Source organism: Noviherbaspirillum humi, assembly GCF_900188095.1.
Taxonomy (GTDB): domain Bacteria; phylum Pseudomonadota; class Gammaproteobacteria; order Burkholderiales; family Burkholderiaceae_D; genus Noviherbaspirillum; species Noviherbaspirillum humi.
The window spans coordinates 179,328-193,069 of the sequence record NZ_FZOT01000003.1; the positions used below are offsets into that span (position 1 = coordinate 179,328).

Annotated in this window: 15 protein-coding genes and 1 tRNA gene; 3 read left to right on the forward strand and 13 right to left on the reverse strand. The window is 64.2% G+C overall.

Features of this window, described 5'->3' with window-relative positions:
- Positions 1-7: 7 nt before the first annotated feature.
- The 3 genes from CHB88_RS07265 to CHB88_RS07275 form a co-directional block, all read right to left on the reverse strand.
- Entirely contained in the window at positions 8-1,795 is a 1,788-nt protein-coding gene (locus CHB88_RS07265; protein WP_089398647.1) for a histidine kinase famiy protein, read from the reverse strand.
- A gap of 327 nt (positions 1,796-2,122) precedes the next feature.
- Positions 2,123-2,437 (reverse strand): hypothetical protein, encoded by a 315-nt coding sequence (locus CHB88_RS07270; RefSeq protein WP_245844805.1) that lies wholly within the window; start codon positions 2,435-2,437, stop codon positions 2,123-2,125.
- A gap of 52 nt (positions 2,438-2,489) precedes the next feature.
- The gene (locus CHB88_RS07275) at positions 2,490-2,786 is read right to left on the reverse strand and encodes a hypothetical protein (protein WP_089398648.1); all 297 of its coding nucleotides are present in this window, start codon (positions 2,784-2,786) and stop codon (positions 2,490-2,492) included.
- Positions 2,787-3,168: 382 nt separating this feature from the next.
- On the opposite strand from CHB88_RS07275, the gene CHB88_RS07280 reads away from it, so the two are divergent.
- Entirely contained in the window at positions 3,169-3,435 is a 267-nt protein-coding gene (locus tag CHB88_RS07280) for a hypothetical protein (protein ID WP_176442361.1), read from the forward strand.
- Between the two features lie 130 nt (positions 3,436-3,565).
- On the opposite strand, the gene CHB88_RS07285 is transcribed toward CHB88_RS07280, so the two are convergent.
- A complete protein-coding gene (locus CHB88_RS07285; RefSeq protein ID WP_143131160.1) occupies positions 3,566-3,991 on the reverse strand; it encodes a hypothetical protein in 426 nt (141 codons plus the stop codon).
- A complete protein-coding gene (locus CHB88_RS24285; RefSeq protein WP_143131161.1) occupies positions 3,988-4,272 on the reverse strand; it encodes a hypothetical protein in 285 nt (94 codons plus the stop codon). The genes CHB88_RS07285 and CHB88_RS24285 overlap by 4 nt, the downstream gene beginning before the upstream one ends.
- Positions 4,273-4,288: 16 nt before the next feature.
- Here CHB88_RS24285 and CHB88_RS07290 point away from each other — a divergent pair, with 16 nt between their 5' ends.
- Positions 4,289-5,791 (forward strand): alpha/beta hydrolase family protein, encoded by a 1,503-nt coding sequence (locus tag CHB88_RS07290; protein ID WP_176442362.1) that lies wholly within the window; start codon positions 4,289-4,291, stop codon positions 5,789-5,791.
- 89 nt (positions 5,792-5,880) lie between these two features.
- Here the strand turns inward: CHB88_RS07290 and CHB88_RS07295 are convergent, their stop codons facing one another.
- The 3 genes from CHB88_RS07295 to CHB88_RS07305 form a co-directional block, all read right to left on the reverse strand.
- Positions 5,881-7,062, reverse strand: a complete 1,182-nt coding sequence (locus CHB88_RS07295; RefSeq protein ID WP_089398651.1) for a D-alanyl-D-alanine carboxypeptidase family protein — start codon at positions 7,060-7,062, stop codon at positions 5,881-5,883.
- A 567-nt stretch (positions 7,063-7,629) separates the two neighbouring features.
- Positions 7,630-8,295: an endonuclease III domain-containing protein gene (locus CHB88_RS07300; protein WP_089398652.1), complete on the reverse strand. Its 666-nt coding sequence runs from the start codon at positions 8,293-8,295 to the stop codon at positions 7,630-7,632.
- A 223-nt stretch (positions 8,296-8,518) separates the two neighbouring features.
- Positions 8,519-8,594, reverse strand: a tRNA-Glu gene (locus CHB88_RS07305).
- 314 nt (positions 8,595-8,908) lie between these two features.
- On the opposite strand from CHB88_RS07305, the gene CHB88_RS07310 reads away from it, so the two are divergent.
- Positions 8,909-9,172: a hypothetical protein gene (locus CHB88_RS07310; protein WP_089398653.1), complete on the forward strand. Its 264-nt coding sequence runs from the start codon at positions 8,909-8,911 to the stop codon at positions 9,170-9,172.
- A gap of 3 nt (positions 9,173-9,175) precedes the next feature.
- On the opposite strand, the gene CHB88_RS07315 is transcribed toward CHB88_RS07310, so the two are convergent.
- From CHB88_RS07315 to CHB88_RS25105, 5 genes are all read right to left on the reverse strand, one after another.
- Positions 9,176-9,850, reverse strand: coding sequence for a hypothetical protein (locus CHB88_RS07315; RefSeq protein ID WP_089398654.1), 675 nt, complete (start codon positions 9,848-9,850; stop codon positions 9,176-9,178).
- 51 nt (positions 9,851-9,901) lie between these two features.
- Positions 9,902-10,129 (reverse strand): hypothetical protein, encoded by a 228-nt coding sequence (locus tag CHB88_RS07320; RefSeq protein WP_089398655.1) that lies wholly within the window; start codon positions 10,127-10,129, stop codon positions 9,902-9,904.
- 99 nt (positions 10,130-10,228) lie between these two features.
- Positions 10,229-10,597 carry a hypothetical protein gene (locus CHB88_RS07325; RefSeq protein WP_089398656.1) on the reverse strand — a complete coding sequence of 123 codons (369 nt, stop codon included), beginning with the start codon at positions 10,595-10,597 and terminating at the stop codon, positions 10,229-10,231.
- A 145-nt stretch (positions 10,598-10,742) separates the two neighbouring features.
- Positions 10,743-13,496 carry a sensor domain-containing protein gene (locus CHB88_RS07330; protein ID WP_089398657.1) on the reverse strand — a complete coding sequence of 918 codons (2,754 nt, stop codon included), beginning with the start codon at positions 13,494-13,496 and terminating at the stop codon, positions 10,743-10,745.
- Positions 13,493-13,648: a hypothetical protein gene (locus tag CHB88_RS25105; protein ID WP_176442363.1), complete on the reverse strand. Its 156-nt coding sequence runs from the start codon at positions 13,646-13,648 to the stop codon at positions 13,493-13,495. The genes CHB88_RS07330 and CHB88_RS25105 overlap by 4 nt, the downstream gene beginning before the upstream one ends.
- Between the last annotated feature and the right edge of the window lie 94 nt (positions 13,649-13,742).

Here is a 13,742-nt window from a genome sequence, read left to right on the forward strand (position 1 = left end):
GAGCCCTTCACCCTTCATGACGGAAATCGCGCACCGGATTCCTGGGCGGATGGGCTTCGAGCTCGCTTCGCACCCGCTCCGCCAGGTCGGCGAATCGGAAGGGCTTGGGCAGAATGTTGAGCGGGCCTTCCGGAGCGGAACGCCCCCCGCCGGCAAGGGAAGCGGCGCCTGAAACGCTCGACAGGTCATCCATGTAGCCGGTGGCGATCAGCACCGGGATGTCCGGCTGCCGTTCCCGCACCCGCTGCATGAGCTGCAAGCCGTTCATCCCGCCCGGCATGATGACGTCGGTGAAGAGCAGGTCGACATTGCCGTACCGGTCGAGCAGGCCCAATGCTTCCTCGCCGCTGGCGGCGGCCAGCACGCGGTAGCCGAGCGACTGCAGAAAGTTCTGCGACAGCTCGCGGATGTCCTGGCTGTCGTCCACCACGAGAATGGTCTTGCGCTCCAGGATCGCCTGCACGTTCCAGTTCGGTCCGTTGCCCGCCTGCTGATCGGCCAGCCGTTCGGCCGCCATCTCGAATGCCGAGCGGTCGGACACCGGGAAGATCATGCGGATGGTCGTGCCCTTGCCCATCATGCTGTCGATTTCCAGGCGTCCATGGGATTGCTGCACGAAGCCGTGCACCATGGCCAGGCCCAACCCCGTGCCGGGACCCTTGGTGGTGAAAAAAGGTTCGGTCGCCCGGCGTGCCACTTCCGGCGCCATGCCCTCCCCTTCGTCGATGATGCAGATGACGACGTACACCCCGGGCTGCAGGCCATGCGCATCGATGCGTTCCTTGTCGGTCAGCACCGAGGTGCCGATCGTGACCCGGCCGCCCTGGGGCATGGCATCCCGCGCGTTGATCAGCACATTCAGCAGCGCCATTTCCAGATGCGTGGGATCGAGTTCGCAGGAGGGCACGCCCGGCTTCAGGTCCAGATGCAGGTCGACGCGCTCGCCCAAGGTCCGGATCAGCATCTCGCTGAACTCGACCACCAGCGCATTCAGGTTGACGCGCTTCGGTTCGAGACGCTGCTTGCGGGCGAAGGTCAGCAGTTGCTGGGTCAGCTTGGAAGCCTTTTCGATGGCCGACTGCGCGCGCTCGATGGCCTTGACGGCCCCTTCGTTATTGCCCTTCAGCAGTTCCAGCGCCATTTCCTGGTTGCCGGATGCCACCTGCAGCAGATTGTTGAAGTCGTGCGCCAGGCCGGCGGTCAACTGGCCGATGGCTTCCATCTTCTGCGCCTGCAGATACGATTGCTCCGATACCCGGCGGCGGGTGATGTCGAGCTGGGAAGCGAAGTAGTAGAGCAGCTTGCCGTTCTGATCGAAGATCGGTCCGATGAAGAGCGCGTTCCAGAACGGTTTCCCCGACGCCTTGTAGTTCAGGATGTCGACCGCCACCGCGCGCTGTTCCGACAGCGCACTGCGCACTTCGGCCACCGTCGCCGGATTGGTTTCCTTGCCCTGGAGGAAGCGGCAGTTGCGGCCGATGACCTGCCCCTCTTCATACTCGGTCAGATCGAGGAAGGCCCGGTTCACGAACACGATGGGATTGTCCGGCTGGTTGGGGTCGGTCACCACCATCGGCATGCGCGTCATCTGCACGGCGGCGAAGAAGATATTGCCGCGGTCGCCCAGGCCTGGCTCGGTGATGAAGCTCGTCTGCCAATGCCGCATCCCCGGATTGCCCATCGGACTGAAGCTGTTGCCTTCTACCTCGCCGGCAGCGGGAATGCCGGCACTTTGTCCTTCGCCCTGCTCGTCGACAGGCTTGTCGCCGATATCTTTTCCACTGCCAATTGCCATTGTTTCGCCTTGACCACTTCTCTAATTAACTCTTTCTACGACCGTGATGCGTGCAGCAAGTTTTTTGCAAAAGCGGAATCATAGCGAGCAGCGTGGCGAGATGCCGCATGAGAATCGACACAAAGATGGCAAAAACCCGTCCCGTTGATTTCCATCAATCGATTCCAGGCAAAGGGAAGAGGGTTTATTGGCGGCTTTACGGACAGCAAGGGGTTACGGGCGAAGCAGGCTCATTAGCTCGAGCCGGTCACTGCATGTTCCCGACTGGCTTCCGTGGGAAGAAAGCCGATGCGGGGCGGAGTCGCATGCGCCCCGCCCGCGCTGTCATCAGCCGAAGTTGATGTTGTTGTGGCCGCACTGGCTGGGGGCGACGTTGGCAGTGGTGCCGCAGACGAAGGCGGCGTTGTTGCCGTTGTTGACCACGGTGTTCTGCTGCTGGCCGAGCTGCTGGCTGGCGTTGAAGGTGGTGGCCGACTTGTCCAGCGACACGCTCGGGCCGCCGTAGGACGGGGCGCAGTAGGACGGCATGGCCGGCAGGCAGGAAGGCATGCTCCAGCCGCAGCCGCCGACGACGGCGGACAGGGCGTCGGCGCCGAGTTCGGTGGTGGCAACGGGCAGGTCTTTGAGGATGAGGGTTTTCATGATGGCTCTCCTGGGCTGATGCGTGAATGGGATTAAGGGTGTAGGGGGTGGATCAATGGAAGTTGATGTTGTTGCTGCCGTTCTGGGTCGGGGTGACGTTGGCCGTGATGCCGGAGGCAAAGGCGACGTTGTTGCCGTTGTTGACCAGGGTGCCCTGGCTTTGCTGCAGCTGCTGGGAGGCTTTGAAGTCCAGGCTCTTCATGTCGAAATCAAAGCTCGGGCCGGCGTAGGACGGCAGGCAGCCGACCGGAATGCAGCTGGCAAAGCCGGTGCCGCCGGAAACTGCCGCCATGGATGCGGCGTCGAGTTCGGATTCGATATGCAGGTCTTTGAGGATCAGGGTTTTCATGTCGGTTCTCTCTTCGTTTGGATGGTTGGGATGGCGAGTGTTGTTGTCTCACTCGGGGTTCTCTATTGCAGCGACCGTGCCAGCCCGCGCCGGCCCCTGATTGATAGGGCCAAGTCATTGAATATTCGAAGTTTTTCAAGGGCGCGTTCCGAGCGCCGACGAAAAGTGCAGTGGCGGGCGGCGCTCGTCTGTTGGTCGGGCGCCCACAGGCGGCTGGCGGATGTTGGCGTGCCAGCGCCATGCGATCCGCACGATGCAAGCGACATGACAGGCGGACAAGCTTGAAGACGCCTCTGCCGCAGACGCTATTTCCTCATGGAACTAAGCGCCCATCCGCGACTCTGATGGCTCTCGATCACTGAATCACTGAAGAGGGAAATGCATGGTTCTCGGCGTAATACGAAACAGGAAAGACTCGAAGCGGCGCGTGCCGGTCCATATCTTCGATGCCGGCATCGGATACCGGATCGAAGCCTGGGTAGTGGGCGAACGCATCTCCGAAGTGGAAGTATCAAAGCATGCGGACAACGGCGACCTGTGGATCATCGTTGAACATGGTCAGGTTGGCGCCGGCGAGGCCTTCGTCAGCGCGCAAGCATGGAACGCGCGCTATCAGCATTACAAGCGGAGCATGATCGCGGCGGCGTGAACCGTCGGCCTTCATGTGAAGAAGGTCCGCGCCAGGATGGTCGCGGACCTGCCAACGCGAAGCGCCCGGCTTCGCCTCATCATCCTACCTTTTGGACCGCGCCTGGTCCGCCATCCCCAATCCCGCGACGTCAATCCGCCTCATCGCCATCGATGGCGAAAATGTTCATCCTGGCCACGCACAGCGCGATGCGCATGTCATCCGCCTGCGCCAAGGCCTGCAGGTAGTCCACCTCTTCTGCCCGAAGCGATGACTTCGTGATATCGAACAGGCGCGGATCGGACAGCAGCAGCTTGAACTTGGCGCCGATCCGTCCGCCGAGATAAAGCCAGGCGGCAATGAGCGTCTTGAGCCGCACCGGGTCCGGCAGCGCGACGCCGAATGCGCGGAAGAAGGCTTCGAAGCGCTGCCTCTCCTCGGGCGCGGCGAAATGGTCCTCCGCGCCGCCTTGCTGCATGCCGTCCAGCGGCAGCGGCAATGCCAAAGCATCGAGTATCCGTTGCCGGCGCTGGGCGATACGGCCGGAAGATGGGGAAGGCGAAGCGCGGGAGTTCATCGGGCGGTTCGGCGTGACTGAGGAAAGCCGAGAATCAGAACGACAGGCTCTTCAGCTTGGCAGAAAAGCATGAACGGGTCAAACCGTGGCGCTCCCCAACCGAGATGAACGAGAAAAATGAAACATCGTTTCATTTTTCTGCGAACCGTCAATTGCGGCCGGCTCATGGACGATTCCATGTCAATCATCGCTGCGGCGGCGACATTAGGATAAAAACGCGGCAATGCGAAGCGAGGTGTGCTGAAGCAGCCGCGGATCGCGTTTAGCGCGACTTTATCCATGACAGAGGAGACGCACGTGAAGAGAACGGCTTTGAGTGTTGGCGGCCTGGCCCTGGGCGGCATGATCATGATGACCGGATGCGGAGGATCGCTCGATGGCGCTGCCGCGGATGCCACGAGCGCCGCCAGCGTCAGCCTGGCCGCGCAGCGAAATGTAATGGAAGAAGCTCGGGAGCAGAACTCGCGCACGTTCGTCGCGCCGGATCCGGCCAAGGCAACGGACTATGAGGCCGCGGCGAATGGCAGCCCCGGCTTCAAGGCCCTCGCCGGCGCCACCGTGGAGACCGACCGCTGGGCGGGCGTGCTGAACGGCGCCGCCTATCGCATCGAAGTGCCCAGGAACTGGAACGGCAAGCTGGTCATGTATGCGCACGGCTATGTGGGAACCGTCGGGAACCTGTTGGTGACGATGCCCTCCATACGCCGGCACCTCATCGAACAGGGCTACGCCTGGGCCGCGTCCAGCTACAGCAAGAATTGGTATGACGTGCGCGCCGGCGTCGAAGACACCAATGCGCTGGCGCTCAACTTCAAGAAGATTGCCGCCGAACGCGGCCGCGTGGTGAGGGCGCCGCACAAGACCTACATCATCGGCCACTCGATGGGCGGCCACATCACCGGCGCGGCGATCGAAGAAGAGACTTACAAAACCGTCGTCAACAAGCAGAAATACGATGGCGCGGTGCCGATGTGCGGCGTGCTGGGCGATACCGAGCTGTTCGATTACTTCGGCGCCTATCAGATGGCGGCGCAGGCGCTTGCCGGCTATGCGAACACGCCGAGCACCGGCTTCAGCGCGATCGCCGGCAGTGTCATGGGCAGCCTCTTCACCACGTTCACCACCGCCCCCACCGATCAGGGCATGAAGCTGAGGCAGGTGGTGAAGCATCTCACCGGCGGCGAAAGGCCGATCTTCAGCGAAGGCTTCGCCAATAGCGGATTGCAGTCGGTGGTGTGGGGCACCTTCGGCCGCGATGGCACGGTGAACGGCATCCTCAACAAGAGCAGCGTCGACACGCGTCGGTTCGTCTATCAGCTCGACGACGATCCGGGGCTGTCGGCGGAAGAACAGACCTTCAACGACCTGGTGCAGGACCTCACCGGCGACCCCGACGCGAACCGCCTGCGCAGCGACGGCCTGCGCTGGATCCCGAAGGTGAATGGCCAGTTCAAGGTGCCGGTGGTGAGCATCCATACCCTGGGGGACATGTATGTGCCCTTCAGCATGGAACAGATCTATCGCAGGCGGGCGGAGGCGAATGGCAACGGCAACCTCCTGGTGCAGCGGGCGATCCGCGCGCCCAGCCACTGCGACTTCACGATCCAGGAACAGGTGGATGCGTTCGAAGCGATGATCAACTGGGCCGAAAACGATGTGAAGCCGGCCGGCGACGATGTCGTCACGCCGAGCACCGTGGCAGACAGCCGGTATGGCTGCGCCCATACCAGGCCGGCAGTGCAAGGCGTGGACAGCGCCGGCGTCGTGGCCACGCGCCAGCGCATGCCCGCCTGCTCCTGATCGCCGCATGCCGGGAAGGCTGCGCCCGGCGCGGCTGAAATGAAAAAAGCGCCGGCATGCCGGCGCTTCTCTTTTGCTGCTGCGTGCGATCAGGCGAACCGCAGGCGGATCGAATCCCAGATGCGGGCGAAGAAGCCGGCTTCCTTGACCTCCTCCAGCGCCACCACCGGCACTTCGCCGATCGGCTTGCCGTCATAGCTGATCTTGACCACGCCGACCTTGCTGCCCGACGCCAGCGGGGCCATCAGCTTGTCCTGCAGGACGACCTCCGTCTTGACCTTGTTGCCGGCGCCCTTGGCGAAGGTTTCGTAGCGGTCGGCGGCAATACCCACCTTCACCGTCTGCTGGGTGCCCTTCCACACCACCGGCGTGCCGACCTGCTGGCCCTTGCTGGCGACCTTGACCGCCTCGAAGTTGGAGAAGGCCCAGCCCAGCAGCTTGCGGCTTTCCTCGCCGCGGGCATGCGGCGAGGCGGTGCCGGTCACCACCGAGATGACGCGGAAGTCGCCGCTTACGCCCGGACGCTTGGCCGAGGCGATCAGGTTGTAGCCGGAACCGGTCACATAGCCGGTCTTCATGCCGTCCACGGTCGGATCGGTGTACAGCAGGACGTTGCGATTGCCCTGCTTGATCTTGTTGTAGGTGAATTCCTTGATCGAGTAGATCTTGTACTCTTCGGGGAAGTCGTGGATCAGGCGGGCGGCCAGGATGGTCAGGTCTTCGGCGGTGGAGTAATGATCCGGATGCGGCAGGCCGGAGGCGTTCATGAAGTGGGTGCCCTTCATGCCAAGTTCGCCCGCCTTCTTGTTCATCATGGCGGCGAAGGTTTCCTCGCTGCCGGCCACGGCCTCGGCCAGCTGCACGGCGGCGTCATTGCCGCTCTGGATGATCAGGCCATAGGTCAGGTCCTTGATGGACACCGGCACCTTCGGATCGATGAACATCTTGCTGGACGACTTGTCGACCCGATAGGCATTGAGCGACACGTTCACCATCTGGTCCCACTGCAGGCGCTTCTCGCGAATCGCTTCGAACACGAGATAGGCGGTCATCACCTTGGTCAGCGACGCCGGGATGATGCGCATGCCCGGTTCCTGGGAAGCCAGCATGCGGCCGGTGCTGGCGTCGAAAACGGTCCAGCTCTTGGCGGCCGCGACCGGCGCCGGCACGGTTTGCGCGATGGCCGGCAAGGCCAGCGCCGCGATGGCGCCGCAGAAGGCGGTGCGCGCCGCGAAGGCGCCGAACGAATGGGAAAGACGGAAGATCTGCATGTTTTTCAATAGCGTCAAGGGTGCCGGAGGCACAGGAGGATGCTCAAGCGGCCGCCGCGCGGCACGGAGTCGAGAGCGTTAAAAGGGTTAGTCCAACTCACCCCGGCATCATAGCGGATCATGCCGGATGCAAACAATCGGTTGCTTGAAAAATGCCCTGCCTGCGAGGCATTTGCGCTGATTGAATGATGAACTGGCAAGCGAATCCCGGCGATCGGTGACAAGATGACAGCGGGATGGCAGGAATGGCATGCAGGATTTGAAACTGCCGGAGATAGCGATTGCACAATTTGATTGCATGCGCTGCTGATCGCTGCTGCGGTAAAGCGCTCCGGAGCGTGTTGTCAATCCAAACAGGGGGCGCGTGCGGCCGCCTGCTTTAACACCTCGGCCAGCCGGACGAACTCGCGGCTTATGGCGGTCGGAACGGCACGGCGCCGACCGCGGTAAGGACAGGGCCGATTTCCGGCCGGAATTTGATCCCGCACAAACGACCCTGCGGCTTCCGCAGCCCTTCCCTGTCGGGCCTCGCCCGGCCGGCAGCGCGGCGTCGCAACCTCAATCCGGCTATCGATGCCTGCCGACGCCCACCTGCTGGCACATCGACAGCACCGGGCAGGTCGAGCAGTGCGGGAGATTGCCGGTGCAGATGTGCTTGCCGAAAGGCACAAGCAAGCGGTTGATTTCTATCCAGTATTCGCGCGGCAGCTTGGCTTCCAGCGCCGGCAGGGACTTCTCGGGCGTGGCGGCGTGAATGTAGCCCCAGCGCGTGGTGACACGATGGACATGCACGTCCACGCTGATGAAGGGCGCCCCGCAGGCAATTCCCAGCACCAGGTTGGCGCACTTGGGGCCGACGCCGGCGAAGGAGAGCATCACATCCCGGTCGCAGGGCAGCTCGCCGTCGAACTCCTCGATCAGCCGGCGCGCGATGGCGAGAATCTGGCCCGCCTTCCGCTCGTGGAAGGTGCTGGCGCCGATGAGGCGGTCCAGCTCTTCGTAGCTCAGGCGGGACATCTCGGCCGGCGAGCGCGCGCGTTCGAACACCTTGCGCGACACCGGCAGGGTGACTTCGTCGAAGGTCCGTATCGAGATGATGCAGGCCACCAGCTGTTCGAAGGCCGAGGCGTAGCCTTCCTCCGCCAGCTGGAACAGCGCCGCCTTCGGCCAGGGCTCGACCGCGGTCCGAATGCGCCGCATGGCGTCGTCGATATCGAAAGGCTGCTTGTCCATGAGGCGCTCCGGGCCGGCTCGTATGAAACGAGAGACCTGCGCGACGCCGGAAAAATCCCGCCGCAACGGGGGATGGCGCAAGCGCTGCGACCATGCCAATACCGGCGGCATGAAACTGCTTGTCGGGGCGGGCTTGCGCCGCGGGTCTGGGGAATGGAATGCTGGTGCCGCGGGAGCGATGGACGAGGTGGTCTGCGCTTGGGCGTCTGGCCTGGAAGGAAGCTGGCGTCTCCACGGGGATTCGAACCCCGGTACTCACCGTGAAAGGGTGATGTCCTAGGCCTCTAGACGATGGAGACGTCGAGGCGATTGCGAGCCCGGCATTCTACTGGATAGTCGGAATTTTGCAAGCTTCCGCGCAAGGCGCTTCTTGCCGGGTCGAACGATGCCGGCGCGATGCGAGGCGGCGCCGAACGGATCGAGTGCACCTGCCGCCATGGTCCGCGATTGATCGGCGCCACGAGGGACGTTGATTGCCGCGATGCAGGCTGCGATGCCAGCCCGAGGCGCGCTTTAAGCGGTTATCATGGTCCAGCCCTGCACCGGCATGAATCGCGCTATGCAACGATTCCCCCGCGCGCATCGCGCTTCACTGGCAAACAACCGGATCACTATGGCACTAGACATTCAGGCAGTCGAACAGCTGATCAAGGAAATCGAACTCACCGACCCCATCGACTGGGGCATGCTCAACATCGATGAGGACGATGCCACCCGCCTGATCGCCCTGTCGGTGGTGGAGCATTACGAGCAGAACATCCGTCCGATGTCGGAGAGCGAACGCGAATACATCTTCGTCGCCTCGCTCGCCAAGCTGACGCTCGAGAACTTCGTGCTCAACCTGAAGCTGGCGAAGGCGACGGGAAAGGCGGGTTGACGATCAGGCGGCTTCCTGCCGCGCATTGGCATGCGACAGCTCGATGAAGCGCGCCAGCAGCGTTTCGTCGAAATGGTGCTCGTCGCGCGATACGCCGGTCGCCACCAGGATGGCGGACAGCAGCGGCGCGAACTGCGCCACGTTGTCGCAGGTCATGCCGCTGGCGATCGCCAGCTTTCCATCCACGGCGGCGCTCATGGCCCGAATTTTTTCCAGCGGCGCCGCGATGCCGGTGCCGCTGCCGCTGGTGGTGGGCATGAATCCAGCCTCGAGCGCGAAACGCGCCGCGGCCGGCGGATCCGGCTCCGGCTTCTGGTACTTGAAGGCGACGCAGGCGAAGATGCCCAGGCCCGGATGCTCGGCCGCCACCTGCATCAGTTCGCGGCCGAGCTCGGCGATGCCTTGCGAATCCACGCCGCAATAGTCGGCCCACAGCATGTCCAGCCCGAGCGCCGGCACCATCCGCGCCAGCTCCGCCACCGGCCGGTCGTCCATGTTCAGTCCGACCTTCCTTTCAGGATAAGCCCGCTTGATCGCCGCCGCCACCGGCGGCAGCTCGGCATCGCGGCCGTCATGGGAAATCAGGAACACGCCGTCGGCGCCGGCATGAAATGCAAGGCGGGCTTGTTCGAGCGAGGTGTCGCCGTCGAGATGATGGATGACCGGATAGATTTTCATGGTGGCTGCCGAATGGAGGTCGCGCGGCTGCTTCGCCGCCGGATGCAGGTATCAGTTGATGCGCTTGATGCGCTGGCCGTAGATGCCGTACACCACTTCCTCGCCATCCACGGTGCCGACCAGGGCCCAGCCGCTGCCGATCTTCTTCGGCGCCAGTTCCGCGCCGATCTCGGCGCCAACCAGCCTGGCCCATTGCGCGGCCGCGCCCTGGGCCTTGAACAGTTCATGGTCGCCGGCGACCACCGTGGAATCGAAAACGGGCTTGAAGAATACGCTCATGGAAACGGGTCCTTTCTGATGGCGCGGCCAATTGCCGGCGCAATAGCCGCCGATTGTAAGCCAACCGGATGCGTAAAGCGCGTCAGCAGCGGCGGCGCCTCAGAGGATGCGCGGCACGGCGTCGACGGGCAGCGGCTCCACCTCGCGCCATCCTGAGGCGGCGATCATTTCGTTGGCCTGCGCCGGCTTGCGTCCGAGCGAGCGGTCGAGCGACAGGGTGATGTGGAAGACGCGGCCATCGGGGCGCTGCGTCCTGCCGTTCACCGTCACCACCAGCGCTTCCAGGGAAGCGTCGCATGCATAGCCGACGACCGTGATCTCGGCCGGCTCGGGCAGACGGGTCTTGCCGGGCGGGACGCCGAAGCGCTCCGTTACATGGTGGCAAGCGACGTCGCCGAACCTGGGTGGAAAGCGTTCCAGGATGCGCCTGCGGGATTCTTCGGTCAGCAGGTAGGCGGTATAGGCCATGCAGATGCTTTTGGACTGTTTGACGATGGTTGGTTGCCGCCTACTCTACCCCGGCGGCGCCATGCGGCCAAGTTGATGCTGTGCGCTTGCCAGCCCATGCCGGCCGCAAGCCCTTGCCGGTCAGGCAGCCGGCGCCGCGCCGCGCTCAGTTTTCGCCATCGGGCTCGGCGAGCGGCCGGGGAAAGCGCTTGCCGGCCAGCTCCCGGAAAGCCGGCTCCGGCACCGGCCGGGAGTAGAGGTAGCCCTGGTAGGCATAGCAGCCGTGCCCCCACAGGAAAGCCTGCTGCTCCAGGGTTTCCACGCCTTCCGCGATCACTTCCAGACCGAGCGTGTTGCCGAGGGCGATGACGGTGCGGGTGATGGACGCATCGTTCTGGTCCGCCAGGACGTCGCGCACGAAGGACCGGTCTATCTTCACCTGGTCCAGCGGCAGCTGCTTGAGGTAGGACAGCGACGAGTAGCCGGTGCCGAAGTCGTCCAGCGAGAAGCTGACGCCATGTCGCTTCAGGGCGCTCATCTTCTCCACCGTGTCTTCCATGTTCTTCGCCAGCACGGTCTCGGTGATTTCGATCTTCAGCCGGCGCGGGTCCGCCCCGCTGCGCGCCAGGAGGTGCAGCAGGTGCTCGACGAAGTCGTGGCGCCGGAACTCGTAGATGCTGACGTTGACCGCCAGCGTCAGCGCCTGAAGGCGCGGATCGGCGCGCCACGCCGCCAGGGCGCTGCAGGCGCTGCCCAATACCCACTGCCCGATCGGCACCATCAATCCTGTCTCCTCGGCCAGAGGAATGAATATTTCGGGCGAAATGGTGCCTTTCTTCGGATGCTGCCAGCGCAGCAGCGCTTCGGCGCCCGTCACCCTGCCCTCATGATCCACCTGCGGCTGATAGTGCAGCAGCAGCTCGTTCCTCGCCGCCGCGAAGCGCAGGTCGGCCTCCAGCTCCAGCCGGCGGTTCAGGGCCTTCTGCATCTTGGGATCGAAGAAGCGGATGCAGTTGCGGCCTTCCGCCTTGGCCCGGTACATCGCCAGGTCGGCTTCCTTGAGCAGCATGTCGGCGGTCTTCTCCGTGCCGTTGAACAGGGTGATGCCGATGCTGCCGCTGCACAGATGCTCATAGCCGTTCAGGTCGAACGGCTCGGCCAGCGCCTCGCACAGGCGCCTGGCCAGCATTTCCGCCCTCGCGGCGGCGGCGGGCGCGCCGCCGGCCAGCTCTTCCAGCACCACCACGAATTCGTCGCCGCCGAAGCGCGCCACCGTGTCGCTGCCGCGCATGCAGCGCGACAGGCGCGCCGCCGCCTGCTGCAGCAGCGCATCGCCCTTGTCATGGCCGAGGGTATCGTTGATGGTCTTGAAGTTGTCCAGATCGATCAGCAGCAGCGCGCCGGAGCGGCCGACACGGCCGTTCACCGCCGAGGCGTGCAGCAGCCTTTCGTACAGCAGCCGCCGGTTCGGCAATTGCGTCAGCTGATCGTAGAAAGCCAGCTGGTGAACGGCGGCCTCCGCCTTCTTGCGCTCGGTGATGTCGCTCAGGGTGGCCAGCACCAGCTTCGGCGAACCGTCCTCGTTCCGGATCAGCATCATGCGGTATTCGACGGTGAACCTGCCGCCGAACTTGTCGCGCATGTCCCTCTCGAAGATGCATTCGCCCAGCGCGACGATGCGCTGGGCGTTGTTGGCAAAGCTGACCGGATCGTCATCCTCATGCAGAAGGTCGCGCGCCGATGCGCCCACCGCTTCCTCGCGGGTCCAGCCGAACATCCGCTCCGCGCCCTTGTTCCAGAACAGGATGATGCCGTCGAGCGTGCGGGTGAAGATGGCGTCGCGGGTATTGTCCAGCAGCGAGGCTTGCTCGCGGAAGCGGGCTTCGTTTTCCTTCAGCGCCTGCAGGGCGCGCTTGCGCTCGATGGCGACACTGGCGATATGGCAGCAGGAATGCTGCAGCGCCAGTTCGGAGGCCTCGGGTTCGCTTGGGCTGCGGGCATAGATGGCGAAGGTGCCGAGGATGGTGCCGGCGGCCGAAAAGATCGGCATCGACCAGCATGCGCGCAGGCCGTGCGCCAACGCCGGCTCGCGCAGTTCGTGCAGGTCGTGCCAGAGCGGATCGTTGGCGATGTCGGGCGCCACCACATGACGCCCCATGTAAGCCGACGCGCCGCACGAACCGGCGTACGGTCCGATCCGCAGGCCGTTGAGAACGGCGGTGTAAGCAGGCGGCAGGCTGGGCGCAGCCGCCAGCCGCAGTTGCGTTTCGCTGTCGTCGAGCAGCAGGATGGAGCAGAGATAGCGCGGCGCGTAGGACTCCAGCATGCGGATGACCGCTTCCAGGATTTCCGGCAGGGGCGCATCGATGGCGATGCGTTCCAGAATGGCGGCCTGTTCCAGCTTGAAGGTTTGCAGGCGCCGCAGTTCGGCATCGCCGCTCTCTTCCGGCGAGTCTTGCGCCGCTTCGCTCTGGCGCCGGCTGTCGGCCAGCCGGCCCGACACCATCACGGCGAAGTCGCGGACCGCGGTGTCGGCGCGGCCGTGCGCGAAGACATAGCAGCCGCCCAGCTCGCGCCCATCGTCGGCGCGCAGCCGGATCGGCTCCAGGGTGACTTCCAGCAGGTCGCCGCCGAAGCAGCGCAGCATCGCGCGGCAGGATTGCGCAATGGCCCGGCTTTCCGGGGAAGGCCCGTCGGCGCCATCGGCCGGCGCTTCGAACAGGCTCGACACCATCCGCCCGGCCAGTTCGCCGGCGGGGTGGCCGGTCATGCGTTCGAGGGCGGGATTGGCCACTTCGATGCGGCCATCGGCATCGAACAGCATGATGCCGTCCCGCGCGCGGTCGATCAGTTCGCGGCTGCCCGAGATGCCCGCCCATTCGGCAGGCATCGGCCCGGCCGGCGGCGTCCTGGCATTCACGAGGCGCCCCGCCTGTCTTCGCGCATCGCACGCATCCCATCATCGGCCACGCGCAGGTTGCCGATTCGCATCAGGACACGCCCGATCGGCTGCAGACGGAAAAAGGGCAGGACGAACGGCATCCTTGCCCGTAGGGTGGCCTTCTTCGGCATGCGCTTTCCTTTTGATGGTTTCTCCGCGCGGCCGGATGAACGCGGACTACATCGATCCGGCAGCGGGGCCTTACCTGACAAAGGAACAATATCG